Origin of the sequence: Spirosoma fluviale (assembly GCF_900230225.1) — a bacterium.
Taxonomy (GTDB): Bacteria; Bacteroidota; Bacteroidia; order Cytophagales; family Spirosomataceae; genus Spirosoma; species Spirosoma fluviale.
Map to the genome: position 1 here is coordinate 95,464 of NZ_OCNH01000001.1, position 25,248 is coordinate 120,711.

Here is a 25,248-nt window from a genome sequence, read left to right on the forward strand (position 1 = left end):
AAATGCCCGCAATAATAGGCTATTGCAGGCATTTTGTTAAGTTGGAGTTAAGCATAGAAGTCGTTGCAGAGGCTCTGTATTTTATCCCGTGTTCGTTTTAGCCGCATTTTAACGGCGCTTTCAGATAATTGGTACTGTTCGCTAATTGCTTTGACGCTCAATCCCTGCTCGTGCTTGAGCCGCAGCATAGTTACCTCCTGATCGGGTAGCTCCTTCAGGAGAAGTTCCAGAATCTGCATTTGGATAACACCCGGTTCCTGTTGGTCATTTTCGGGTAATTCACCTATCAGGTCATCCGAAAGCGATTCCTTCTTAAAACGTTTGCTGAGTCGAATTTGATCCAGACAATAGTTGTGGGCAATGGCATAGATCCAGGTTGCGAAAGAGGCCCGGTTCTGAAATGTGTGAAGTTTGGTAAATACTTTAAGGAAAATATCCTGCGTGAAATCTTTGGCAGTTTCGTCGTCATTGATCATCATCAGGCATTTTTGATGAATTTTACTAGCGTAGTTACCATAGAGATTATCGAAGTTGTCCAAAGAACAGTTAGCGTGGTAATCAGTCTCGGTCGTTACGTGGTTTGCAGGTACGGTTTTTCTTTTCATTTGATAAAGGAAAATTAGGTGTTTAGCAAGTTTAAACGGTGGTCAGAGGAATTTTAAAAAAACAAGGTTGGGCAATGACTACAAAAAGGACTATCTGTCTATGGCTGGTAAACAGCGGTCAGGGGTTACGTTGCCTGACAGATAAGATATGCTTTACGAAAGCGGAAATTGTATAGAGGTTGTCAATGAATAGAATTATGGAGGTACATAGGGGAGGGTTTTACGATAATATACACAGGCAGAACACACTTTTTGTAGATGGCTTTTCATTGCATTTACACAAGCGAAGCGGATCGTACTGCTTACGGTCTGAATGAGTAAATTGATTTAAGTGATTTCTAATAATAATGCTGAGTTTCTTATCACACTGAGTCGAAATTTAAGTTGTTTCCTAGTGAAGTATCTTAAATCCAGCATAATATAAACTAGATTTTTGGGATACGTATCTTATTCTAACAAAAACACATGTTATGACATCAAACAGTATATTTAATGATATGAATCGTTTTTTATGCACTATGTTATTTACTATATCGCTACTAAGTTTATTAGTAGGTTACGCACAGAAAAGTTGGCGTTGTTCGCCCTACGATCTGCCGACTTACTTGGCAGCCGTGGAGAAAACGACGTTCTTTACTTTACGGTTAACACGTTTGTGAGTAAAAAATAGGGTGTTGGAACAGAAACTCTGGGTCCTTCAATCATTTGCTGTCGTGAGTTCCAGGCGACTTTTTGGCTTTCTGTCCGTTGCATCGTCTAAACTCCAGTTGTTTATTACGAGCGTTAATGGCCCGGTACAGCTGGCCGAAGTAGGTGTTTACAAAGTCTCATCAGCCGAGCAATCAACAATTGTCAAATACCGACAGTTATTAAAAAGGCTGTCATCCTAACCAATCATTACTCATCCTTGTCAATACTTACACGTTACTATGTTATATCCGCTTACATTCGAGACCATTTTCAAAGACAAAATCTGGGGAGGCCAGAAGATCAACACCATTCTGGAGAAAGACTTTTCGCCATTGCCCAACTGTGGTGAAACCTGGGAGGTTTCCGATGTTGAGGGTAATGTTTCCATTGTGGCGGAGGGCGCACTGAAAGGCAAATCCCTGCATGAACTGGTTGAACAGTATAAAGGTGAACTGGTCGGCGAACATGTATATAACGCCTATGGCAACCGGTTTCCGCTGCTGGTCAAATTCATCGATGCCAATGATGATCTCTCTATCCAGGTACACCCCGACGACAAACTGGCTGCCGAACGCAAAAGCGGGTTTGGTAAAACTGAGATGTGGTACATCATGCAGGCCGACGAAGGAGCTAAGCTTAACTCAGGTTTCAATCGGGAAGTTACCAAAGACGAATATGTTAAAGCCGTAGCCGACAACACCATTCAGGACTTGCTCAACATTGAAACGGCACAACCCGGCGATGTTTTTTTCCTGCCTGCCGGTCGGGTTCATTACATTGGTAAAGGTCTGCTGCTGGCCGAAATCCAGCAGACATCCGATACGACCTACCGCATTTATGATTTCGACCGGGTTGATGCTACGACCGGCCAGAAGCGTGAACTACATACCGATCTGGCTGTCGATGCCATCAATTACAAGCATTACAACGACTATAAAACGCAGTATGACAAGAAGATTAACGAAAGCGTAAATGCTGTTACGAGCGATTATTTCGTAACGAACGTGCTCAATTTCAATCAGGAAGTTGAGCACGACTACACGCATATCGACTCGTTCGTCATTCTGATCTGCGTAGCCGGTGCGCTCACCATCGAAGCGCCGGGGGGCTATTCTGTTTCGTTGAAAATGGGCCAGTGTGCTCTCATTCCGGCCTCGGTCGATACGGTTACGCTCGTGCCTGATGGCGACATGACAGTACTTGAAACCTATGTGCCCTAAAGCAGAGATGTACTGAGTTGCCTGCCGGAGACGAAAGGAGAAATGACCGAAATATGTCTTTCTCCTTTCGTCTCCGGTGTTTTTAGACCCGATAAATAGATAACCCATGAATTTAAACCTGCATGATAAAGTCATCATCGTTACCGGTGGTGCTAAGGGAATTGGCGAAGGAATCTCAAAAGTACTGGCCGCAGAAGGAGCCATTCCTGTAATTATTGGCCGTAATGAAGTTGATAACATGCATACGGTAGATGCCATTCGGGCTACGGGTGGGCAGGCGCATCAATTTGTAGCGGAACTGACCGAGCCATTGGCCTGCCAGCAGGCGGTTGAGCAGACGCTCGCTCAGTTTGGCCGGATCGATGGGCTGGTGAATAATGCCGGGGTGAACGACGGCGTAGGCCTTGAGCGCGGGTCTTACGAAGGGTTTATCGCGTCGCTGCACAAAAATCTGGTTCATTATTACCTCATGGCCCACCACGCATTGCCCGCGCTAAAAGAGTCGAAAGGAGCTATCGTCAATATCGGGTCAAAAGTGGCCGAAACGGGCCAGGGCAACACCTCGGCTTATGCAGCATCCAATGGGGGACGTAGTGCGCTAACCCGCGAATGGGCCGTAGAACTGCTGCCCTATGGTATCCGGGTCAACTGTGTGGTGGTAGCCGAAAGCTGGACGCCCCTGTACGCCAGCTGGATTAAAACCCTGCCCAACCCGGAAGAGAAGCTGAAACAGATTGTCTCCAAAATCCCACTGGAACACCGCATGACCACACCCGAAGAGCTGGGCAATGCCGTAGCGTTTCTGCTATCGGACAAATCGAGCCATACAACCGGGCAGTTGGTACACGTAGACGGTGGCTATACGCATCTGGACCGGGCCATTACGGATTAGTACGAAAATCTCAGAAAAGCTTAATTTACCGATTTGGCTGAAGGGTGCTTCAAACGCCGTATCTCCAGAATATGGCATTTGAAGCACCCTTCAGCCAAATCGTTTCCTAAATCCAGTTTCAGACACGTATGCGCTACTGCTTTGCCCTTGACCTGATCGACGACCCCGCCCGGATTGCCGAATACGAAGAATACCATAAACAGATCCGGCCCGAAATTGAAGCCAGCATCCGAGAGTCCGGTATTACCGAGATGGAAATTTACCGCATCGGCAACCGGCTGTTCATGATCATGGAAACGAACGAAACCTTTTCCTTCGAAGCCAAAGCCGCTTCCGATGCCGCAAACCCCAAAGTACAGGAGTGGGAAAACCTGATGTGGACCTACCAACAAGCCCTACCCATGGCCAAACCCGGCGAAAAATGGGTGCTCATGAAAGAGATTTTTAAAATGTGAGTGTAAGGGCGGAAGTTTACTTCTGATGCGGATTGCACATGCTGACGCGGGTATTCACCCGTGCCAGCATGCAACTGTAGTACCGACCGTCCCGGTCGGGTATAAATGCAGGACGTTTCTTCCTCATCCATTGTGCAATTCGCTCCAACATATAACAAATTTTTTTTGATGTATATGTAAAATAAACTTGACATTATGAAAAACGAACTTTACGTTTGGTATGTCAACTTAACTTTACATATCCATGAAAACAAAGTGGCTTTTCCCGCATCGTTTCCGGCTGATCGGCTGGTTGATTTTTGTTCCGTTTACAGCTCTTGGTGTAGCTAATCTTTATGCTGATTTTAATCTTTTTGCTAGGCTAATCAGTAAAGAATTTGGCGCACCTGTCATGAAGTCTACTGATGTAGTAAGTTATTCTTTTGGTTTTATGGATAATTTTACCGACGAAATAGCTGCCATTGGAGTTATTGTCGGTTTATTATTCATTGCTTTTTCGCGAGAGAAAATAGAAGATGAAATGATTAGCCAGTTACGACTCGAAGCCCTTCAATGGAGCGTGTATGCGAACTATATTATTTTAACAATCGCCATCTTAACCGTTTATGAGGGTGCATTTTTAGATGTCATGATGTACAATATGTTCACTGTTTTGCTAGTCTTCATCATCCGGTTTCGCTGGCTCATCCATCGGAACAATACTAACCTGCTCGCTTTATGAAAAACCGACTGAAAGTAGAGCGGGCGGAGCATAACCTGTCGCAGGCCGATCTGGCCGACCGCATTGGCGTAAGTCGGCAAACGATCAACTCGATTGAAACGGGCCGCTATGTTCCCTCAACGATTCTGGCGCTGAAACTGGCGCAGGTGTTTAACAAGGCTGTAGAGTATATCTTTACACTCGAAGAGACCGATTGATACGATGCCGAATCTGTATATCATGACCAGACACTTACACGATCAAACTTTGTGGAATTATTTATTGAACAGCTATGGAAACGCCAGATAAACAGGAGGATATTGCAAAAAAAGTAATGGATGGCTTTCGGCTGGCTCACAAACGGTTAGTTGAAAAGGCAAAGCGAGAAGATGATACCCTTGTCATCGAACGCGACGGCAAAATTCTCCACGTCAGAGCCCGCGATTTGTAGAGAACCTCACGTACATACTTGACCATACGAATTTGAAACGCCTGCATTAGCCAGGCGTTTTTTGTTGGTCGCCGGTGTCATGCATATCGCTATCTTTACGACTATCAACTCCATTAATACCTGTCTATGAAACATTGGCTTTACGCGCTGCTTTTAATTGCGTTCATCCGTCCCGCACACGCTCAGCAAACCTCAACTGGCAACTTCGTTCGCGATAACTACCAGAAATTCGAGTACAAAATCCCGATGCGCGACGGCACGAAATTACACACCGCTGTGTATGTCCCGAAAGATGCCTCGGCAACAACGAAATACCCGTTCATGATGCAGCGCACGTGCTATAGCGTGGCTCCATACGGTGCCGATGCCTACCCCGCGCAGGTGGGCCCGTCGGCAACGCTCATGCGCGAGAAGTTTATTTTTGTCTATCAGGATGTGCGGGGACGCTGGGCATCGGAAGGAACCTGGACCAACATGACACCCAATCTGCCCGACCCTCCGGCATCTCCCAAAAAAGGGGGTAAGAAAGGGCAGTCAACCGTTTCTACTGCTGGCTCGCCCGATGAAAGTTCCGATACCTACGACACCATTGAGTGGCTCCTCAAAAATGTGCCCAATAATACCGGTCGGGTAGGGCAGTGGGGTATCAGCTATCCGGGGTTCTACACGGCTGCGTCGCTACCCGATGCTCACCCCGCGCTAAAAGCGGCATCGCCACAAGCTCCCGTTTCTGACTTTTTCTTCGACGATTTCCACCACAATGGCGCTTTCATTCAGGCCTATCTGTTTACGTTTCCTGTCTTCGGCGTGCAGCACCCCGAGCCAACAACGAAGCCCTGGTACAACGATCAGATGATTCAAACGGGAACCAAGGACGGTTTCCAGTGGCAGTATGATTTGGGGCCACTGAAAAACGCGGACAAATACTACAAGGATAACTTTTACTGGCAGGAAACCGTCAACCACCCCAACTACGACGACTTCTGGCAGAAACGAAGCATTCTGCCGCACCTGAAAAACGTTCGTCCGGCCGTTATGACGGTGGGCGGCTGGTTCGATGCCGAAGATTTGTACGGGCCGCTGAACGTGTACAAAACGATTGAGAAGAACAGCCCCGGTGCCTACAACACGCTGGTGATGGGGCCGTTCGGGCATGGCCGGTGGTCGCGCGAGACGGGACATACACTGCACAGCAACGTCTATTTTGGCGACAGTGTCGCTACGTTCTACCAGCGAAATATTGAAGCTAAATTCTTCACGCACTTCCTGAAAGGGGCGGGCGATGGCAAAAGCGGTCTTCCGGAAGCCTACCTGTTCAATACCGGCCGCAACGAGTGGAAAACATTCGATAAATGGCCCGTGGCCGATGCTGCCACAAAGCAATTCTTCCTGATGTCGGATGGAAATCTGGCTACCAACCGAGCCATGGAGACTTCGAACAAGCTGTTTTCGGAGTTCATTAGTGACCCCAAGAAACCCGTTCCATACACCGAAGATATTACCACAACCCAGGGCTTTACGCCGTTCAATTACATGTCGGAAGATCAGCGTTTTGCGGGTCGTCGGCCGGATGTGCTTACCTTCCAGACGGAGGTACTGACCGAGGACTTAACATTGGGTGGTGAGATTATGGCCAAACTCAAAGTGAGCACGACGGGTACCGATGCTGACTGGGTCGTCAAACTCATTGACGTGTACCCGCCCGATGAGCCGAATCATCCGTATATGCCCAACCGGAACATTACCCTGGGGAATTATCAGCAGATGGTACGGTCGGAGGCAATGCGCGGACGGTTTCGTAACTCCTTCGAGAAGCCGGAGCCGTTCAAACCCGGCGAGGTAACGGATGTGAACTTCCGGTTACAGGATGTGCTGCACACGTTCAAAAAAGGCCACCGGGTCATGATTCAGGTGCAGAGTACGTGGTTCCCGCTCATCGACCGGAATCCGCAGAAATATGTGGAGAATATCTACAAAGCCGATGCCGCCGATTTCCAGAAAGCCACGCACCGGGTGTACGATAATTCAGTGATCGAATTACAGGTACTGAAGTAAAGACAAAACACGAGTTATTCCGTTATATACAAACGCCGGTTCTGTGCAGAACCGGCGTTACATCCTTTTAAACCTTACTGACTCATGAAAGCTATCTGGAACGGCGAAACCATCGCCGAAAGTAACGATACGGTCGTTGTTGAAAATAACCACTACTTCCCGAAAGATTCGGTCAAAGCGAAATTTCTGGTCGATAGTGACACGCATACTACCTGTCCCTGGAAAGGACTGGCGTCGTATTACAGCCTGACCGTGGATGGGAAAACTAACCCGGATGCGGCCTGGTATTATCCCGAGCCAAAGCCAGCCGCCAGCCAGATTCAAAACCGGGTTGCTTTCTGGAAAGGCGTTCAGATCGTCGAATGATTGAAGTTCGGCAATTAACCAAACGCTTTGAGTCGCATACGGCGGTTAACGACGTGTCGCTGACGGTTGCGCCGGGCGAAACGCTGGTGTTGCTCGGAACAAGCGGATGCGGCAAAACCACAACGCTCAAGATGATCAATCGCCTGATTGAGCCCACAAGCGGCTTAATTAGCGTCGATGGTATTGATGTGCGGCAGCAGCCGGGGCCGGAGTTGCGTCGGCGTATCGGCTACGTCATTCAGGATGGTGGCCTGTTTCCCCATTACACCGTTGCCGATGCCATTGCTACGGTGCCTAAATTACTGGATTGGGATACGATCCGAATTCAGGACCGCACCCGCGAACTGATGGAGAAGCTTCAACTGCCCGTTTCACTCCTCAATAGATACCCGGCTGAACTGAGTGGCGGACAGCGCCAACGGGTGGGGCTGGCACGGGCGTTGGCCGTCAATCCGCCCGTCGTGTTGATGGATGAACCCTTCGGCGCCCTCGACCCATTTACCCGAAAACACGTTCGGCGGGAGTTATTCGGGCTGAATGAACTCCGCGAAACTACGGTGGTGCTGGTTACGCACGATGTCAGCGAAGCCCTCGAACTTGCCGACCGCATTGCCCTGATGGATAAAGGGCAGATTGTGCAGATTGGCCCGCCGGATGAATTGCTCAATAACCCCGCTACTGATTTTGTACGGGACTTTCTGGACGACAAACCCCACCGGCTGAATGACTGACTTTTTTGCCTTTGTCCGCGACCACGCCGATAAGTTACTGGAGCAAACGCTGACCCACATCGGGCTAACGTTCGTTTCGCTATTACTGGCGTTGCTGATTGGTGTGCCGCTTGGGATTTTTATCGCCCGAAAAACCCGGCTGGCAAACGGTGTGCTGGGCGTTGCGGGTGTATTGCAGACAGTGCCGAGTGTAGCCTTGCTGGGTTTCCTGATTCCACTGTTGGGCATTGGTGTTGGCCCGGCGCTGGTGGCGTTGTTCCTGTATGCGCTGCTGCCCATTATTCGCAACACGTTTGTAGGAATTACCGAAGTTAGCCCGTTGATAAAGGAAGCGGCCCGTGGTGTGGGCATGACCCAAAACCAGATTTTGACAAAAGTTGAATTACCACTGGCGTTGCCGGTCATCTTTGCCGGCATCCGGACGGCAACGGTGATCAACGTAGGTGTTGCCACGCTGGCGGCCTATGTAGCAGCTGGTGGGCTGGGCGAGTTTATCTTTAGTGGTATTGCCCTCAGTAACGTCAATATGATGCTGTCCGGCGCTATTCCGGCTGCTTTACTAGCCATTTGTTTTGATTTCGGACTGGCGCGTTTGCAACAGTTATCCGGGAAAAAGATGCGCGTTGGGGCGTTGGCGTTTGTGGTGCTGGTTCCGTTTTTGTCGGCGTTTTATCTGGTTCCGGGTCGTCAGGATAAGCTTGTGGCGGGTTTTGCGCACGAATTTTACGGTCGTGCCGATGGCTATCCGGGTTTGCAGAAAACGTACGGGCTGCAACTACGCCCCCGGCTCATCGACCAGAATCTGATGTACGAAGCCATTCATCGAAATCAGGTCGACATCATCAGCGGCTACTCGACCGATGGCCGCATCAACGCCTTCAACCTGCTGGTTCTGGCCGATCCTAAACACGCTTTTCCGCCCTACGATGCGGCTCCGGTCGTTCGGCAGGCCGCCCTCGACCGGCACCCCGACCTGGGGCTAACGCTGAATTTACTAGCGGGTAAGCTGACCGATTCGGTAATGACAGCGCTGAACTACCGGGTCGATTTTAAGAAAGAAGCACCGGAAAATGTAGCGAGAGATTTTTTACGCCAATCAGGCTTATATAAAATGCCCGCACCCGGCAATCGAACCGAAACCGTTGTGATGGGGTCTAAAGTATTTACGGAGCAGTACATTCTGGCAGAGATTTACCGGCAGTTGATCGAAGGCCAGACGCAGCTTCGGCTGGTGACCAAAACGGGCCTCGGCGGTACGCAAATTTGTTTCGACGCTCTCCGCACCGGGGCCATTGACTTCTATCCGGAATACACCGGAACGGGCTTGCTGGTTGTTTTACAGCCAACTGCGGCTGTATTAAAAACAGTACCAATGCAATCCGATTCAGTCTATCAGTTCTGCCGAACGCAGTTTCAGAAAAAATACCAACTAACCTGGTTGAAGCCGCTGGGATTCAACAACAGCTATTGCCTGATGATGCGACGGGGACAGGCCCGACAAGCAGGCATTCAGTCGATTGGCGATTTAGTGACATACCTTGGCAAAAACTGACATGACAAAAACACTTCCCAAACAGGTATTTACACTACGAAGAGCACTGCTTGTCGTGGCGTTGTTATGTAGCCTCTTTGCTTGTCTGGGAGGTGATTATGCCAATGTAAATCGATTAAAGCAAACGACTCGAACGGAGTTGTGTAGTACGCATAGGCAGGAGGCTATTCAACGAAGCAAACCTGAACGCACGTGCTTAAAATCGTATGGCTCTACTTGCCAACTCTCCCTACAAAAAAGCTTGTTGGCTTACAATAAGTTGATTAATGCCGAAATAGCAAGTGCTTGCCGCCGAAAGATTCCGCTTGTACAAGCCGCTAAATTTGTTCAGCGCAAAACTACCCCCGCTGACGCTTCAGATTGCTCTCTCGTTGCGTTAAGTTAATTCCCATCCTGCCGATCTGGCTGTTATGCTTTCCTGATTTCTCTTATTACGCTGCGCTAACGCAGCTTCAAATCTCTATTATCCGCTCATGAAACGAGTCAAAAAGCTTGTTAAGCTAATGGGTCTGGTATGTCTCATTATTCTGGCCTTATGCGGTATCGGCATCAATGGCGCAGGTCCTGTGCTTTCTCAAAGCAAAGAACGTTATCCAGAAAATAATGTCAAAATTGAACTAGTACAGGTGAAGGAGAAAGATGATGACTCAACGGAGTCAATCGGAGTTAAATTATGAACCTGTTCAAGAGTCCAGTTTCATCTCATTAAACGGTTCGGTCTAGCCTGTTCTCCTGTAGCCTGGACGGCCACGTCCGGGAGTAAATGAGTTTATGTCTTCCCGGACGTGGCCGTCCAGGCTACAGCAAACCGCTTTCTCAATTACTTCCGGCTCACAAACTTATTTCCTTTTATATAGTATCGATACGGTAGATCGGTGCCGTGGGTCAGGCCGATGCGCGTGGTCGTGACCATGTCGAAGTCGTGTAAAACTGGGCCGCGAATGTAGATATTGCCTGTGGTCAGAGACGATGCGTTGTGTTCATTCTTGGTGATTCCCAACGCAATGGTCAGCTTGGCAGGACCGTTGGCGAGGTTGCGCTGCCCATCGGCGGTTGTGGCGTCGATGGTGTTACTCCGATACCGCTCGAAGCCCGTTTTAAACGCTTCGTTTCGGCGGAGGCCCATCAGGTCGATGCCTTCTGTGGGTTCGAGGGCACGAATCAATATGGCTTCGCCAACGCCTTCCGGCCCGGTTACGACATTTATGCAGTTGTAGTGGTTGTAGATCTGGTAGACATACAGCGTGCCCGCCGGTCCAAACATAGCTGCATTGCGGGTAGTTTGCCTACGGTACGCATGGCAGGCTGGGTCGTCGGTTAGGTAACCTTCTGTTTCGACAATGATCCCCGCCGTAACGCCTTCCGCCGATTCGTGTACCAGTTCGCAGCCTAATAGCAACTGAGCCAGCGTAAGGGTGCTGTGGGATTGATAGAAGTCAGATGGGAGTTTTTGCATACTAGCTGGAAAGACCCACAGTCTTAACTGTAGAGTTTTAAGAACTCATCGTAAAGCAAAATTCGCCGAAATCCCCTCCGGCGAGCCGCTTCAACAATTGGTTTATCTCGGGTAATTAATACGGAATCAGTTTGAATCGCTAATGCTAAATAACTAATGTCTTTGGGGTCAATATCGGCAATAAGTCGGGTTGCTTTTTCTACGTTTTCTGGTTCAACCAGATACCGGGGTACAACCGTCAGTTTTGAAGAAACAAAGTGACCGTACTGAAGATGCGCTGGCCAATCCAATTTTGACTTCTCGACGATGACTTCACTGTATTTGTCAAGCTCGATGAGGGCAAAATCAGGCGTTATTACGTCCAGTGATGCTAGAATAACTTTGTGAAAAGCCCGTCCACCAATCAGGATAGCCATCAGTATGTTGGCATCGAAAACAAAGCGCATCTAGTCGTTACGGATTAGTAATGTTATTGTTGCTCCCAAACTTGCTGGCGCGCCTTTTTCCACTCTGACTCATTCACTAATTCATCGAAATAGTCTATGTCGGCCAAGGCTTCCTGAGCAGCAACTTTGAGCTTGAGTTTGGTAGCCGCATCGTTCAAAAATGCGCTAACCTGATCTGCCCCTAATACATCAATTACTTCCGGGTCAACAGTTACTGTAAATTCCATACGAATGCTGTTTTGATTACCTATGAAACGAGAAACATCTAGATCACATTCATCGTCTGCTCCTTAATTTTTTCCAGCTCGTCTTTCATCTGTACCACAAACCGCTGGATGGATGAGTCGTTGGCTTTGGAGCCGATGGTATTGATTTCACGGCCAATCTCCTGAGAGATGAAATTGAGTTTTTTGCCGTTGGCTTCTTCCGTTGCCAGCACTTCCAGAAAATAGCTGAGGTGGTTTTTGAGCCGGACTTTCTCTTCCGAGATGTCGAATTTCTCGACGTAATAGACCAGCTCCTGTTCAAAGCGATTGTGGTCGAACGATTCGTTGTCTAGTAGTTCACGCACCGAGTTCCGCATCCGGTCGCGCACGGCGGGCATCCGTTTTACATCCTGCTCTTCTATGTCGGCCAGCCGGTCGGTAATGATCTGAATATATTCCTGAAATTTACTTTCCAGCACCGCTCCGTCCTGTTTACGGAACCCGTCACACCGGTGAATAGCTTCTTTTACAGCTTGAAGTACCGTTTCCCAATCTGATACATCGGCCGAATGGTCTGTCGACTCGGTGAGGTAGGCATTGGGTTGCTGAAGGGCCAGTTGAAGCACATCGCCGTCCGAAATACTCATCAGCATCGTATTGGCGGTTTCCTTCACATCGGCTACATAAGCCGCCACCAGCGGGCGATTGATGGTAACTCCCGGCCGAATGGCGTTGGTGCGGGTCAGGTTCAACGAAAGCTCCACTTTGCCGCGCTCCAGTTGATGGGTTAATAGCGCCCGCAGTTCAATTTCCTTATCGGAAAACTGGCGGGGCATGCGGCAATAAATATCCAGAAATTTAGAGTTCAGGGTTTTAACTTCTGCAGTTACCGACAGGCCACCAGCCTCCACCGTTGCGTTGCCGAAGCCGGTCATTGATTTAAGCATTCGTTGAATTAGTTAGTAGTTGTTAAGTTGTTGGTTATTCGCTTTTAGGTATGAAGTTGCCGGAACGTGAACTCAAGAACCTGCTAACCAATAACTCATTTTAAAGCTCCTTCTTCCAGTTCGACGAACTCTTTGCGGTTTCGGGCTACATCAATAGCGGTGTAGATAGCCTGCAGCATGGAGGTTTCGTCGGCAAGATCTTTGCCCGCAATATCATAAGCTGTGCCATGATCGGGCGAGGTCCGTACAGCAGGCATACCTGCTGTAAAGTTGACGCCTTCTTCAAACGCAATGGCCTTGAATGGAATCAATCCCTGATCGTGATACATGGCCAGCACCGCATCGAATTTGGAATAAGCGCGGGTACCAAAGAAACCGTCGGCGGGGTAGGGGCCAAAAACCAACTGCCCTTTGTTGCGCCAGTCGGCAATGAGCGGCTTGATGATGTCGTTCTCCTCCGTTCCCAGCAGGCCTTCTTCGCCCGCGTGGGGATTAAGACCCAGCACGGCAATCTTTGGTTTCTCGATGCCAAAATCCTGCTTCAGTGACTGCATCATAAGGGTTAACTTCTGCGCAATTCGTTCGCGGGTAATGTTTTGCCGAACACGTCCCAGTGGTACGTGCCCAGTTACAACACCTACGCGCAAGGTTTGGCTAACCAGGAACATCAGATTATCCTGAACTCCGAACTCCTGGGCCAAATACTCCGTATGCCCCGGAAATTTAAACTCGTCGGACTGGATGTTATTTTTATTGATCGGTGCCGTAACGAGGGCATCGATCTTGCCGTCTTTCAAATCGTCGACCGCCCGTTGCAAACACGCCAGGGCTGCCTGACCAGCATCGGCGGTTACCTGTCCCGGCTGAATATCCTGATTTTGATCGGGCCAGCATGTGATAACGTTCGTCAGCTTATGACTGATTTGGCCCACCGTCTGCGCACCATTAAGGTTCCAGTCTTTCAGATTCAGTAGATTGCGATAGCGGTTCAGAATCCGCATAGACCCATAAATAACGGGTGTGCAGATTTTCTGTAGCCGATTGTATTGCAACGCTTTCAGAATTACTTCCGGACCAATGCCATTGTAGTCGCCCAGCGAAATGCCGATGACCAATCGCTCGCCCCGGCTATTCGTCTCAGCCAATTGCGCGGGTTGGTTACCGTCTTCCCGTTGTGCCAGGCCTGGTTCTGGTGCCAGAGAGCTCCGCTGCCCGTTTCGGTTATCGCTAGCCGGACGGCTGCGTTCGTTCTGATTTTCGTCGCGCTGGCGATTTTCCGCTTGTCGCTGACTATTCTGCCCATTGGCCGGCTGCCCTTGTCCGTCGCGTTGATTTTTAGGTCGCTGCTGGTTGGGCTGGCCGGGCCGTTGTCCGCGCTCGGGTCTTTCGGTCATGTTGGCTCCGTTTGCCGTAGCTGCCTTGTCATCAACACCGTTTTTAGGTTGCTGTTGCCGGTTATCGCGTTGATTACGGCTCCCTTCCCGTTGGCCACCCTCGCGTGGTCCGCCATCGCGTGGTCCGCCATCGCGGTTTCGCTCGGGGCGTGGTTCTCCGTTACGTGGTTCTCCGTTACGTGGTTCGCCATTGCGTGGTTCGCCATTGCGATTATTCCGTTGCGGATTGTCTTGTCGATTGCCAGCGGGTTGATTACCCGTTTGCGGTGGCGTAGGCTCAGGTTCATTAGCCTGCGTAGCACGCGGTTGAACGTCTGGAGCTGGCGCATCAGATGGATTTGTACGAGTTGGATTCGAATCGTCGGATTGGCGTTGTTCCATGCACTTTTTGTAGTTTCGCCAAGAGTTAGCAGATAATGAAAAATGAAGAATGAAAAGTGACGAACAAACGGAATAAACCAAATACGTGTTTACTCCTCACTTTTCATTCTTCATTTTTCACTGTATTTGCTGCAAGTTACGAAAACACAACGGATGTCCCAGAATCAACTGTCTATTCTCATTGCCGACGAGATGCACCCGTCGCTTTTTGCCATGCTCGATCAGGCTGGCTATCATTATGATTATCAGCCTAAAATTACACGGGCTGACTTATTAGCCGCCCTTTCGCCGTTCGATGGGTTAATCATCCGAAGCAAAACTTTTGTAGATGAAGAGCTGCTGGCCCAGGCACCCAAGCTTCGTTTCATTGGCCGGGCTGGTGCCGGTCTTGACTTAATTGATCTGGCTGCAACCGAGCAGCGGCATATTCGCGTTTTCCATGCAGGCGAAGGAAACCGCGATGCCGTTGGCGAACACGCGGTTGGTATGCTGCTTGCCCTGCTTGCCAATATTCTGAAAGCCGACCGTGAAGTGCGGCAGGGTACATGGGATCGGGAGGGTAACCGGGGCTATGAACTCGGTAGCCTGACCGTGGGCCTTATTGGCTACGGCAACAATGGACAGGCGACCGCCCGAAGGCTGAGCGGCTTTGGCTGCCGCGTACTGGCCTACGACAAATTCCTGACCAACTATGGCAATGCTTATGCCGAAGAAGCTTCTCTGGAGCAGATCAAAGCCGAAGCGGACGTACTCAGCCTGCACATCCCGCTGATCGATGAAACACGTATGCTGATCAACGACGACTTTATTGCCCAATTCAGCAAACCGTTTTATCTCATCAATATTGCACGTGGGGAAATCGCGTCGCTGTCCGCCATCGTTCGTGGGCTGGAAAGCAGGAAAATTCGCGGAGCCTGTCTGGATGTACTGGAAAATGAGAAGCTGGCTAAACTCACGCCCGATCAGCAACAGGCATTCGACTACCTCCGCCAGTCGGACCGGGTGGTGCTGACTCCGCACGTTGCCGGCTGGACGCACGAAAGTTATGTCAGAATCAATGAGGTATTGGTAAGGCAGATGCAGTAGAGACAACGCATGCGTTGTCTCTACCTACCGGGTTATCGTGAAATTTGAACTACTGCAACTCGTTCCGGCTTCGTTGGTCAGACAGATTTGCCCGGTAATGGCTCCGGCCGGAATGGTGACCCGGAGGTTTGCGCCTTCCAGCACAAAAGCGGCCGGTGTGGACGTTCCGTTGCTGAATCGAATCTCCTGAACGGTGGCCAGGTTCTGTCCAGTCAGGACGATCTGGTCGCCAACCTTACCCGATTTAGGTGTGAAGTCGATGTTATTAATGAGCCGTAGAACGGTAAACGGGGCCGTTGTGGTCGCATCGTTCGTTTCGTTCGTTACCCGCAATGGTCCCGTCTGGGCGTCGTTCGGCACCAGCACCCAGCGTTCTTTATCCTCTTTCTTACCCCCATCGGCGGCAGGCGTCGTGGAGCCCGTGAATAGGATTGAGGCATTCAACAGAAAGTCCCCCCGGAGAACCACCCGCTCGCCGGGGCGGGCTTTTAACGGAAGGATGTCTGAAACGACCGCTTTCTGAACGATCACCAACGGGGCTGATGTGGTACCTGCGCGGCTGGTTACCGTAATTGGACCGCTAACGGCGATTTCGGGGATGCCAATCAGCAGATCGAAGCCCTCATTACGGCTGGTTACAGGTACCGTAATCCCGCTAACGCTGACGCTGGTAATCCGATATAAATTATTGCCCGATACCGTTAGCGGGCGTCCGCGTAGTTGCCGGGCTGGCGTGAAGGTCAGATTGGAGGGGGGCAGGAAAAAGAAGAACGGGTCTGTGGCCGTTGTGGTGCCGCCGATACCGGTGGCGGTTACCGATACTCGCCCGGATGTAGGTAAGGCCGGGACGGTAGCTTCCAGTTGCGTTGCGTTAATTATCCGAAACGGCACGGACACATTACCAATCGACACGGTCGAAATTTCCTGAAAATTTCGACCTTCTACAATTAGCTTTTCGCCCGCTGCGCCGTCCTGAGCCATCAGGTGTGTAATAAAAGGAGGCTGGAAGAGTTTCAGTGTGTCGGTACTGGTGGCTATCAATGACTCAAAAACCTGCACCCGCACCAGTCCTGATGTGGCTGATTGAGGAATAATGGTGCGGATTTCGGTATCTTTTATGGTCGTCAGGGCTTTATCGGGAGCCAGCCCGTTAATGCTCACCGTTCCATCGGTGAAGTTCTTCCCAAGAATGACTAACTCCGCCCCTGGTTTGGCTTTAGTTGGACTTATGCTGGTAATCTGGGGCGTTCCGGCGATAACGAATCGATTGATAACCGTACCTGCGGATGTTTCAACGATAAATGCCTGCGGTCCTCTGGGTACGGTTGGGGGAATCGTAATCGTCAGTTTCCGGGCCGTACTATCATTAATTATGGCGTCAATATCGTTGAATCGAATTCGTCGAATTTGATTCAGGTAGTCGCCCGTAACAACAACCTGCGTGCCGGGAAGCCCATTTGTTGGGGTAATGGCGGTAACAATGGGGGCTGGCTGAAGCACCGTAAAGGGGAGTGGATCGGAGCTGCCTTCCTTCGTCTGAACACGAATCTGGGTTTTGCCCGGTGCCACTCTGGGTACCAGCAGTTGAATAGACGTTTCGTCGTGGCTGCCAATGGGCGCGTTAACAGCAGAGGTCGCTGTCCCAAATGTAACCGTAGGGTCCGTACCGAACTGATAGCCAGACAGTGTGATGGACTGATCTACGTAAGCCTGATTGACAGAGATCTTAACCAGCTCTGGCGGGCTATGCTGAACCCGGCAACCAAAAAACCCAAGAAGGATACTAAGCGAAAAGAAAACTCGTAATGTTGATTTCATAAAACGACAACCGGAGTTGTCATTCCGGTGCATAATCGGTAAAATTAGTCAATTTGACCATCCAAAAACCATTTCTCCAGAAAGCCTGTTAGACCTAATGAAGTGTGATTCGTGTAGAAGCCATCAATATGCAGAAATAGAGAGGGGAGTTAATTAAGTTAGCCACTAATTCTCAATTTACACGTATCGTTCCACATTCTTCACTAAGAATTATCGAATGAACTACCGCAGCCTGAAAGCATCAAAATTACTGACAATCTCAACGCTCGGCGAACTTAAAGCCGCTGGCTATGAAACCCGCTCAATTAAACAGGAACTTCGGGATAATCTGATTGACCGAATTAAGGAAAAAGAAGTCGTTTTTCCGGGCATATGGGGGTACGAAGATACGGTTATCCCCGACGTTGAACGCGCCATCCTGTCGATGCACCATATTAACCTGCTGGGCCTTCGGGGACAGGCCAAAACGCGTATTGCCCGGCTGATGGTCAATTTGCTGGACGAGTATATTCCCGTTGTGGCCGGGTCGGAATTAAATGACGACCCACTGCAGCCACTGTCCCGGTTTGCCATCGACCTTATTGCCGAGAAGGGGGATCAGACGCCTGTTTCCTGGATGCACCGCAGCGAGCGATACACCGAGAAACTGGCCACACCAGACGTTTCCGTAGCCGATTTGATTGGCGACGTGGACCCCATCAAAGCAGCTACGCTTAAACTGCCTTACTCAGATGAGCGGACTATTCACTACGGACTGATTCCACGTTCGCACCGGTGTATTTTCGTGATCAATGAACTGCCCGATTTGCAGGCACGTATTCAGGTATCGCTGTTCAATATTTTGCAAGAGGGCGATATTCAGATTCGAGGCTTTAAGCTGCGTCTGCCACTCGATATTCAGTTCGTGTTTACCGCAAACCCGGAAGATTATACTAACCGGGGCAGCATTGTAACTCCTCTTAAAGACCGGATCGATTCCCAGATTGTGACCCACTATCCGAAATCCATCGAAATCGGAAAGAAGATTACGTTGCAGGAAGCCGTTGTAAAAACCGAGCAGAAAGGCATGGTGAAAACCAATGACCTGGTTGCTGATTTAATCGAACAGGTAGCGCTCGAAGCCCGCGAAAGCGAATACGTCGACTCAAAAAGTGGCGTATCGGCCCGGATGACTATCTCGGCCTACGAGAATCTGCTGTCCTCGGCCGAACGGCGGGCGTTGATCAACGGTGAAAAAGAGACGTATGTGCGCGTCTCTGACCTCTACGGGGTTGTTCCCGCCATCTGCGGTAAAGTCGAGCTGGTATATGAAGGCGAAGTGGAAGGACCGGTGATTGTGGCCCAAAACCTGATCGGTAAAGCGATCCGTAACCAGTTTCTGGCTTATTTCCCAAATCCTGAAAAAGCCAAAAAAGATAAGCGCGGTAATCCGTACAAGAAAGTTACGGACTGGTTTGGCGATGGCAACACGATGGAATTTCTCAATGATTTATCGAACCGCGATTACGAAGCCCGGCTCCGTACCATTGACGGTCTCGACGATCTGGTTGATGGTTTCCACCCGCGTCTGGGCAAAACTGAAAAGCTATTTATGATGGAGTTCGCCCTGCATGGTTTGGCTGAACATTCGCTGGTTGGCAAGAAAGCCATGGATACCGGCCTGTCGTTCAAAGACCTGCTTGGGTCGATGTTCAACCCCGGCACCAGCTTTGGTGGGGAGGAAGAAGATGAGGACGACGACCGGTTCTAGTCTGTAAACGAACGTAAAGTGATAAAGGCGAGCCACATGGCTCGCCTTTATCACTTTACGTAGGGGCATAAAAAAAGGCCATTCGGCCTTTCGCAGTTCGTAGAGCCGGGAATTTATTCTACCACAACGGCAGTACCGTTGGCACTAACCATCAGCATGGAGCCGTTGCCGCCAATGGTCTGGTAATCCAGATCAACGCCTATTACGGCGGTTGCACCCAACCGGGTCGCCTGATCGATCATTTCCTTGAGGGCAATACTTTTTGCTTCGCGCAGTGCCTGTACGTAAGCGCCCGAATGGCCACCGACTACATCTTTAATGCTGGTGAAAAAGTCCTTGACAAGGTTGGCTCCGATAATGGCCTCTCCATTGACTAGACCTACGTATTTTTTAATAGTTTTCCCCTCTATGTTTGAGGTAGTAGTTACGAGCATGGGACGACGTGCTAAAGTTATAGTGGGCAGATCACTTTGCTTGATCACTGCCTCTGCCTCGTAAAGTTAGGCAGTTGTTCGTTTGAACGAACACCCGGTATAAGTTTAACTCCATATAACTTGTCGATAATGAGCCGAAATATATCGTTAGGTAGTCCTCTACCCCAAATTATTGCTTTATAAAGCCCCTTGCATGTTCGTTATCGTTAAAGCCAGCGGGAAATAAACTGGCTGAACACATCTTTGTATTGATCGCTGACCGGTATAACCACAGAGCCAATCTGGACGGAGTTGCGGGTAAATGCACTGATCCGCTGTAAAGACACAATGAACGACCGGTGGACCCGCATGAACTGACTGGCCGGTAGTTTTTCTTCCAGAGCCTTCAAACTCGTCAGCGATAACAAGGGTTTATCCGGCTCACTTTGCCGGTATACTTTCACATAATCTTTCAGCCCTTCAATGTAAAGAATGTCGTTGTAAGCAATGCGAACCAACTGGTATTCTACTTTGAGGAACAGGTAATCGTCGAACACTTCGCTGGGGGCAGACAGAATCTGAACCGCCGGAGTCGGCTCCGGTCGTTGAACCAGGTCAAAAAAATGCCGGGCTTTACTCGCTGCCCGTAAAAATTCTTCGTAGTTGAACGGCTTCAGCAGGTAGTCCAGTGCATCGACCCGAAATCCATCCAGCGCAAATTGATCGAAAGCCGTTGTAAAGACAATTCGTGTCATATGCGCTCCCCGGTTGCTCCGCTCCAGCACGCGGGCCAGCTCCAGACCGGTCAAGTCCGGCATCTGAATGTCCAGAAAAATTACATTCACGGGAGGGCCGGATAACAACCCCTCCAGAGCTTCGACAGCGCTGCTGTAGCGACCGGCCAACTGGAGAAATGGCGTTTTTTCGATGAAAGCACAAACAAGGCCCAAGGCCAGCGGTTCATCGTCGACGGCAATACAGGTGAGATTCATGAGAGGTCGAGGGTTAGTTGCACCTGGTATTCGCCGGCGGGCGTTTGCTCGTTGATCTGTAGCGCATAACGGCCCGGATAGAGCAGGTCGAGTCGTCGGCGAGTGTTGGTCAGGCCAATACCGTTGCCCGTTTCGAGCGACGGCGATTTGTCCAGAAACAGGGTATTTCGAACATCGAGCATTAATTGATTCTGCTGTTGCCGGATACTAATATGAATCTGGCTCGAATGCAGGGCGCTGACGCCGTGTTTAAAGGCATTTTCCACGAAGGGAAGCAGGAGCATGGGGGCAATGGGCCGGTCGTTCAGGGGGCTGGGGGGGGTAAGCGTAACGGTTACTTTGTCCGTTAACCGCAGCTGCATGAGTTGAATGTAATCGCCCACGAAAGCCAATTCTTTGCTTAGCAGTGTTGTGCCGGACTGGGTATCATAGAGTACGTACCGCATCATGCGCGAAAGCCGGTGTAACGCTTCGCGGGCGGTTTCTACATCCAGCAGGGTTAGGGCATAGATATTGTTGAGGGTGTTAAAGAAAAAGTGTGGGTTGATCTGGGCCTTCAGAAAAGAAAGTTCGGAGGTTGTTTTTGCCTGTTCCAGTGCCAGCCTCAGGTTCGCGTCGGCCTGCCATTTCTGGAGCAGCGACAGGCTGGTACTCATGCCCAGCATCAGTAAAATTGTGAACATGTTCGGCTGAATCCAGCCGTATACTCTGGGACGCCCCTTGCCATCGGGGTGAAACGCTTTATGTACCAGAACCGGCAGGTTAAACCAGCTTTCGACCGCCCACAAGATGAGTAATATGCAAACGATAACACCGGTGAGGGTAAGTATGTAGCGGCTTCGCTGGTCCTGCAATAGCAGCCGGGGTACCAATACCTGTAGATTCAGATAAAACATGCCCACCATGAGGCAGAAGAAAATGCCCTGCCGAATCCAGAACACCGTAGGGAGCCGTATTTCTGAACCAAAGGACTGTGAAAAGAAAAGCAGATAGCCCAGCAAGCCCCAGCCTAATACATGGCTCAGGAGCGGGACATACCGGCGTGAAAACAGGGTAGCAGCCATAATTGCTTGATAAGCCACAAGTTTACATGAAATTCTAATCTCCCCATCCGTCAATCGCTGGTTAACCCGAATTCGCCGATAGTGAGCCTGTTTCAGTCGATAGATAGCTCATCGTACCCGTTAGTATCCCCTGGTTCGATTCTATCGGTTAAAACCGGGTCTCTGTCGACGTTTATACCCCAGCGGTCTATTGTGTTTTTATGGTTGCTGGAATAGGTGTTGTTTTGGTCTATTATTTACCGATACAACTGACAATGAAAAAACAATTCCTTCTTCTGCTCCATATAGGAATGTTGACGAGCCTAATTCTGCCCGGGCTCACCTACGCCCAGTTTGGCCCTCCGGGGGGCGGGCCAGGCGGCCCCGGCGGTTTTGGCGGACAAGACAATCGCCGTAAAAAAGAATTTACGGGTGTGGCCGAAGATACCCCAAAAGGAAACGGTAAAATAGCCGGGATTCTGGTCGATTCGACAACGGGGAAACCCGTTGAATTTGCCACCGTTGCCCTCATAAATATAGTCACGAACAAGCCCATCGACGGAACCACGTCCGATGCCAAAGGTCAGTTTACGATGACCAAACTGGCACCGGGCGATTACCGGCTTCAGTATTCGTTTATTGGCTACAAAACCCGCGACTCGCAGAAGGTCACCGTTGTAAAAGGCACAGATCTTAACCTGGGCTCCATAAAACTCCCGGCCGATGTGCGTACCCTGGGCGAAGTGGTGGTAACAGGCCAGGCTGCACTGATTGAAGAAAAAGTGGACCGACTCGTATTCAACGCCGACAAAGACATAACCGCCAAAGGGGGTGATGCGTCGGATGTACTGAAGCGGGTGCCCATGCTGTCGGTCGATCTGGATGGAAACGTCAGCCTGCGCGGTAGCCAGAATATCCGGGTGCTGATCAACAACAAACCATCGACGATTGTAGCCGCTAACGTGGCCGATGCCCTCAAGCAACTTCCCGCCGACATGATCAAGTCGGTTGAGGTGATCACGAGCCCGTCGGCCAAATACGATGCCGAAGGGGCCGCCGGTATCATTAACATCGTTACCAAGAAGAACACCCTACACGGGCTGACGCTGAACGTGGATGCCGGGGCCGGGCTGCGAGCCTCTAACCTAGGCCTGAACGGGTCTTATCGGCAGGGAAAACTGGGCATCACATTGGGTGGCTTTGGCCGCGCCGGATATAACGGAGCGTCGTCCACACTGGACCAGACTACGCAGGTAAACGGACGGTCATTGCGAACGAGCCAGCAGGGCACGGCTTTCGACAAGCCCATCTTTGGTCAGTATACGCTGGGTATGGACTACGATCTGGCCAAGGATCAGTCGTTGTCGGCTAACGTTCGGTTCGGTACCCGAAATTTCATTCAGCAGCAAACGCAGTTGACGAACACCTACGTTAATGAAACGTTGCTGAATATGACCAACCGCGATGTGGACCGAAAAGACCTGTCCAACTCGGTGGATATGAACCTGGATTACATCCGAACCTTCAAGCCACAGCAGGAATGGTCGATCTCCACACAATACAGCCGCACGGGGTTGACCAATAACTTCTATGCCGATATTCTTGGCCAAACGGGCCAACTCACCAGCCGTCAGCGTAACCTAAATAACAACACCAACCAGGAGTTTACCTTCCAGACCGACTACCAGACGCCCATCCGCAAAAATCAATTACTGGAGTTTGGGGCCAAGGCCATCATGCGCCAGGTCGATAGCCGGTTTCAGTACCAGCTAGGCGGCAGCACGGGTGAACTGGTTTTTGATCCGACAAATCCGTCGGGCTCATTGCTCTACAACCAGAACATCGGCGCGGGTTATATTTCGTACACCTACGTAACGCCCAGCAAATACACGTTTAAAGTTGGCACCCGCTACGAACACACGGGTATTACGGCCAAAGCAAACGAAAATACGAACCTGAATATCCCCGATTACAGCAATCTGGTGCCGAGCATCAACGTATCGAAAAGCCTGAAGGGCGGAACGACCGTGAAGGCCGCCTACAATCGCCGGATTCAGCGGCCGGGCTTACAACAGTTGAACCCGAACGTGAACACGGCCAACCCCCAGATGATTATGGTGGGTAACCCGAACCTGAGCCCCGAACTAACGGACAATGTTGAACTGAGCTTAAGCTCCACCGTCAAAAAAACGTACATCAATGCGTCGGTATTCGGGCGGTTGACCAACAACGGCATTTCCCAGATCCGGATACCCTCCGACACGCTGGCCGGGGCAATCATCACAACGTTTCAGAACATTGGCGTACAGCGCACCATTGGTACCAACATCTTTTTCAATACCAGCATCACGTCCAAGTGGACAGTCAACGGTGGTATTGACGGCTACTACGTGTACATGCAGGGCCTGACGCCGGGTGCCGACGGGAAGTCGATTGCCATCAACAACTCGGGCGTGAGCATTGGCGGGCGGCTTATGAGCCAGCTCCAGCTCGATAAAGGGTGGAGTGCGCAGGTGTTCAGCTTTTTCCGGGGACCAAACCCCCAGTTGCAGGGCACGATGGGAAGTTTCTACATGTACTCGGTGGGTGTTCGGAAAGATATAGCCAACAAGCGGGGCAGTATTGGGCTGGCGGCTGAGAACTTCGGGGGTGGGGTAACCATGCGTACCACCCTGAACACCCCAACGCTGTCGTCGGTGAGTGTTACCAACCTGTACAACTCAAACGTAAAGGTGACTTTCTCTTACCGGATCGGCAAAATGACCTTCGAAGCCCCCCGTAAAAAAGGCCGTTCGGTGAGCAATGACGACGTAAAAGGCGACGGCGATGGCGGTGGTCAACCACAGGCGGCACCCGCAGCGGCCCCGGCAGGTGGTCGGCCCCGCTAACGTTACTTGTCCGGATAACGTAGTCTTTAGATAGTTCACTTAATTTTTCACAAACCAATCTCAAACACGCATGAAATCACTCGTATTCTCCGTTGCTGCTCTGCTTAGCTTGTCCACTGCTTACGCGCAAACCTGGGCTGTTGATAAATCTCACTCTCGGGTAGGGTTTACGCTTACGCACAATCTGCTGTCTGATGTGGACGGTAATTTCAAAACGTTCGATGCCAAAATCAACTCAGCAAAAGCCGATTTGTCGGATGCTACGTTTGAACTAACGGCCGATGTGAACAGCATTAATACCGACAACGAGCGCCGGGATGGTCACCTCAAAAGCCCCGACTTTTTTGATGCCGCCAAATTTCCATCCCTCTCATTCAAGAGCACGTCGTTCAAAAAAGTAGAGGGAAAACAGTACAAACTGGTTGGTGATCTGACGATGCACGGCGTTACGAAACCCGTAACCCTCAATGTGATCATGGTTGGCCCCGTTGCCATGAAAGGTATGGGCGGTAAAGAGCAGGAAAAAGCGGGTTTTAAAGCGAGTGGCACCATAAAGCGGTCTGATTTCGGCGTGGGTACCATTCCGGTTGTGGTAGTGAGCGACGAAATTGAACTCAAAGTGAACGGCGAGTTTACCAAACAGGATGCCGCTGTTGCCGAAAAAAAATAAGTAAGCCGAATTGACTGACTCTACTTAGTTTCCTCTGTTAA

General features: G+C 50.3%; 25 protein-coding genes. 15 read left to right on the forward strand and 10 right to left on the reverse strand.

The features are described 5' to 3' along the window. Window positions 1-47: 47 nt before the first annotated feature. Window positions 48-605 (reverse strand): RNA polymerase sigma factor, encoded by a 558-nt coding sequence (locus tag CRO74_RS00375; protein WP_097124032.1) that lies wholly within the window; start codon window positions 603-605, stop codon window positions 48-50. Between the two features lie 929 nt (window positions 606-1,534). Here CRO74_RS00375 and CRO74_RS00385 point away from each other — a divergent pair. The 11 genes from CRO74_RS00385 (at window position 1,535) to CRO74_RS00430 (ending at window position 10,394) form a co-directional block, all read left to right on the forward strand. After that, on the forward strand, window positions 1,535-2,515 hold the full coding sequence (locus CRO74_RS00385) for a type I phosphomannose isomerase catalytic subunit (RefSeq protein ID WP_097124034.1): 981 nt from the start codon (window positions 1,535-1,537) through the stop codon (window positions 2,513-2,515). 106 nt (window positions 2,516-2,621) lie between these two features. Continuing rightward, on the forward strand, window positions 2,622-3,407 hold the full coding sequence (locus CRO74_RS00390; RefSeq protein ID WP_097124035.1) for an L-fucose dehydrogenase: 786 nt from the start codon (window positions 2,622-2,624) through the stop codon (window positions 3,405-3,407). A gap of 128 nt (window positions 3,408-3,535) precedes the next feature. Further along, window positions 3,536-3,862: an L-rhamnose mutarotase gene (locus tag CRO74_RS00395; protein WP_097124036.1), complete on the forward strand. Its 327-nt coding sequence runs from the start codon at window positions 3,536-3,538 to the stop codon at window positions 3,860-3,862. Window positions 3,863-4,106: 244 nt separating this feature from the next. Continuing rightward, entirely contained in the window at window positions 4,107-4,583 is a 477-nt protein-coding gene (locus CRO74_RS00400; RefSeq protein WP_097124037.1) for a hypothetical protein, read from the forward strand. After that, window positions 4,580-4,780: a helix-turn-helix transcriptional regulator gene (locus CRO74_RS00405; protein WP_097124038.1), complete on the forward strand. Its 201-nt coding sequence runs from the start codon at window positions 4,580-4,582 to the stop codon at window positions 4,778-4,780. The genes CRO74_RS00400 and CRO74_RS00405 overlap by 4 nt, the downstream gene beginning before the upstream one ends. Before the next feature lie 74 nt (window positions 4,781-4,854). After that, window positions 4,855-5,013, forward strand: a complete 159-nt coding sequence (locus CRO74_RS31420) for a DUF8506 family protein (protein WP_179830089.1) — start codon at window positions 4,855-4,857, stop codon at window positions 5,011-5,013. 126 nt (window positions 5,014-5,139) lie between these two features. Then, on the forward strand, window positions 5,140-7,068 hold the full coding sequence (locus tag CRO74_RS00410) for a CocE/NonD family hydrolase (RefSeq protein ID WP_097124039.1): 1,929 nt from the start codon (window positions 5,140-5,142) through the stop codon (window positions 7,066-7,068). Between the two features lie 84 nt (window positions 7,069-7,152). Continuing rightward, window positions 7,153-7,434, forward strand: coding sequence for a DUF427 domain-containing protein (locus CRO74_RS00415; RefSeq protein WP_097124040.1), 282 nt, complete (start codon window positions 7,153-7,155; stop codon window positions 7,432-7,434). After that, the gene (locus CRO74_RS00420; RefSeq protein WP_097124041.1) at window positions 7,431-8,165 is read left to right on the forward strand and encodes an ABC transporter ATP-binding protein; all 735 of its coding nucleotides are present in this window, start codon (window positions 7,431-7,433) and stop codon (window positions 8,163-8,165) included. The genes CRO74_RS00415 and CRO74_RS00420 overlap by 4 nt, the downstream gene beginning before the upstream one ends. Further along, window positions 8,158-9,717 (forward strand): ABC transporter permease/substrate-binding protein, encoded by a 1,560-nt coding sequence (locus CRO74_RS00425; RefSeq protein ID WP_097124042.1) that lies wholly within the window; start codon window positions 8,158-8,160, stop codon window positions 9,715-9,717. Before CRO74_RS00420 ends, CRO74_RS00425 begins: the two co-directional genes overlap by 8 nt. 473 nt (window positions 9,718-10,190) lie before the next feature. Beyond that, entirely contained in the window at window positions 10,191-10,394 is a 204-nt protein-coding gene (locus tag CRO74_RS00430) for a hypothetical protein (RefSeq protein ID WP_097124043.1), read from the forward strand. A gap of 143 nt (window positions 10,395-10,537) precedes the next feature. Here CRO74_RS00430 and CRO74_RS00435 read toward each other — a convergent pair whose 3' ends face one another. The 5 genes from CRO74_RS00435 to pdxA form a co-directional block, all read right to left on the reverse strand. Further along, on the reverse strand, window positions 10,538-11,173 hold the full coding sequence (locus CRO74_RS00435) for a DNA-3-methyladenine glycosylase (protein WP_097124044.1): 636 nt from the start codon (window positions 11,171-11,173) through the stop codon (window positions 10,538-10,540). Window positions 11,174-11,196: 23 nt separating this feature from the next. Next, a complete protein-coding gene (locus CRO74_RS00440; protein ID WP_097124045.1) occupies window positions 11,197-11,619 on the reverse strand; it encodes a PIN domain-containing protein in 423 nt (140 codons plus the stop codon). A gap of 23 nt (window positions 11,620-11,642) precedes the next feature. Next, window positions 11,643-11,846: a hypothetical protein gene (locus CRO74_RS00445; protein WP_097124046.1), complete on the reverse strand. Its 204-nt coding sequence runs from the start codon at window positions 11,844-11,846 to the stop codon at window positions 11,643-11,645. A gap of 38 nt (window positions 11,847-11,884) precedes the next feature. Further along, on the reverse strand, window positions 11,885-12,772 hold the full coding sequence (locus CRO74_RS00450; RefSeq protein WP_097124047.1) for a YicC/YloC family endoribonuclease: 888 nt from the start codon (window positions 12,770-12,772) through the stop codon (window positions 11,885-11,887). Between the two features lie 95 nt (window positions 12,773-12,867). Next, a complete protein-coding gene (gene pdxA, locus CRO74_RS00455) occupies window positions 12,868-14,547 on the reverse strand; it encodes a 4-hydroxythreonine-4-phosphate dehydrogenase PdxA (RefSeq protein WP_097124048.1) in 1,680 nt (559 codons plus the stop codon). A 153-nt stretch (window positions 14,548-14,700) separates the two neighbouring features. Between pdxA and CRO74_RS00460 the strand changes: the two genes are divergently transcribed. Beyond that, window positions 14,701-15,633, forward strand: a complete 933-nt coding sequence (locus CRO74_RS00460) for a 2-hydroxyacid dehydrogenase (RefSeq protein WP_097124049.1) — start codon at window positions 14,701-14,703, stop codon at window positions 15,631-15,633. A 24-nt stretch (window positions 15,634-15,657) separates the two neighbouring features. On the opposite strand, the gene CRO74_RS00465 is transcribed toward CRO74_RS00460, so the two are convergent. Further along, a complete protein-coding gene (locus tag CRO74_RS00465; RefSeq protein ID WP_097124050.1) occupies window positions 15,658-17,451 on the reverse strand; it encodes an IPT/TIG domain-containing protein in 1,794 nt (597 codons plus the stop codon). A gap of 217 nt (window positions 17,452-17,668) precedes the next feature. Here CRO74_RS00465 and CRO74_RS00470 point away from each other — a divergent pair, with 217 nt between their 5' ends. Next, entirely contained in the window at window positions 17,669-19,201 is a 1,533-nt protein-coding gene (locus CRO74_RS00470) for a P-loop NTPase family protein (RefSeq protein ID WP_097124051.1), read from the forward strand. 113 nt (window positions 19,202-19,314) lie between these two features. Here CRO74_RS00470 and CRO74_RS00475 read toward each other — a convergent pair whose 3' ends face one another. The 3 genes from CRO74_RS00475 to CRO74_RS00485 all read right to left on the reverse strand — a co-directional run bounded on the left by CRO74_RS00475 (window position 19,315) and on the right by CRO74_RS00485 (window position 21,670). Continuing rightward, entirely contained in the window at window positions 19,315-19,635 is a 321-nt protein-coding gene (locus tag CRO74_RS00475; protein WP_097124052.1) for a heavy metal-binding domain-containing protein, read from the reverse strand. Window positions 19,636-19,841: 206 nt separating this feature from the next. After that, the gene (locus CRO74_RS00480; RefSeq protein ID WP_097124053.1) at window positions 19,842-20,606 is read right to left on the reverse strand and encodes a LytR/AlgR family response regulator transcription factor; all 765 of its coding nucleotides are present in this window, start codon (window positions 20,604-20,606) and stop codon (window positions 19,842-19,844) included. Beyond that, on the reverse strand, window positions 20,603-21,670 hold the full coding sequence (locus CRO74_RS00485; RefSeq protein ID WP_097124054.1) for a sensor histidine kinase: 1,068 nt from the start codon (window positions 21,668-21,670) through the stop codon (window positions 20,603-20,605). The genes CRO74_RS00480 and CRO74_RS00485 overlap by 4 nt, the downstream gene beginning before the upstream one ends. 254 nt (window positions 21,671-21,924) lie before the next feature. Between CRO74_RS00485 and CRO74_RS00490 the strand changes: the two genes are divergently transcribed. Together CRO74_RS00490 and CRO74_RS00495 are read left to right on the forward strand one after the other, a co-directional pair. After that, window positions 21,925-24,537: a TonB-dependent receptor gene (locus tag CRO74_RS00490; protein WP_097124055.1), complete on the forward strand. Its 2,613-nt coding sequence runs from the start codon at window positions 21,925-21,927 to the stop codon at window positions 24,535-24,537. 70 nt (window positions 24,538-24,607) lie between these two features. Next, entirely contained in the window at window positions 24,608-25,207 is a 600-nt protein-coding gene (locus CRO74_RS00495; protein WP_097124056.1) for a YceI family protein, read from the forward strand. Window positions 25,208-25,248 lie beyond the last annotated feature (41 nt).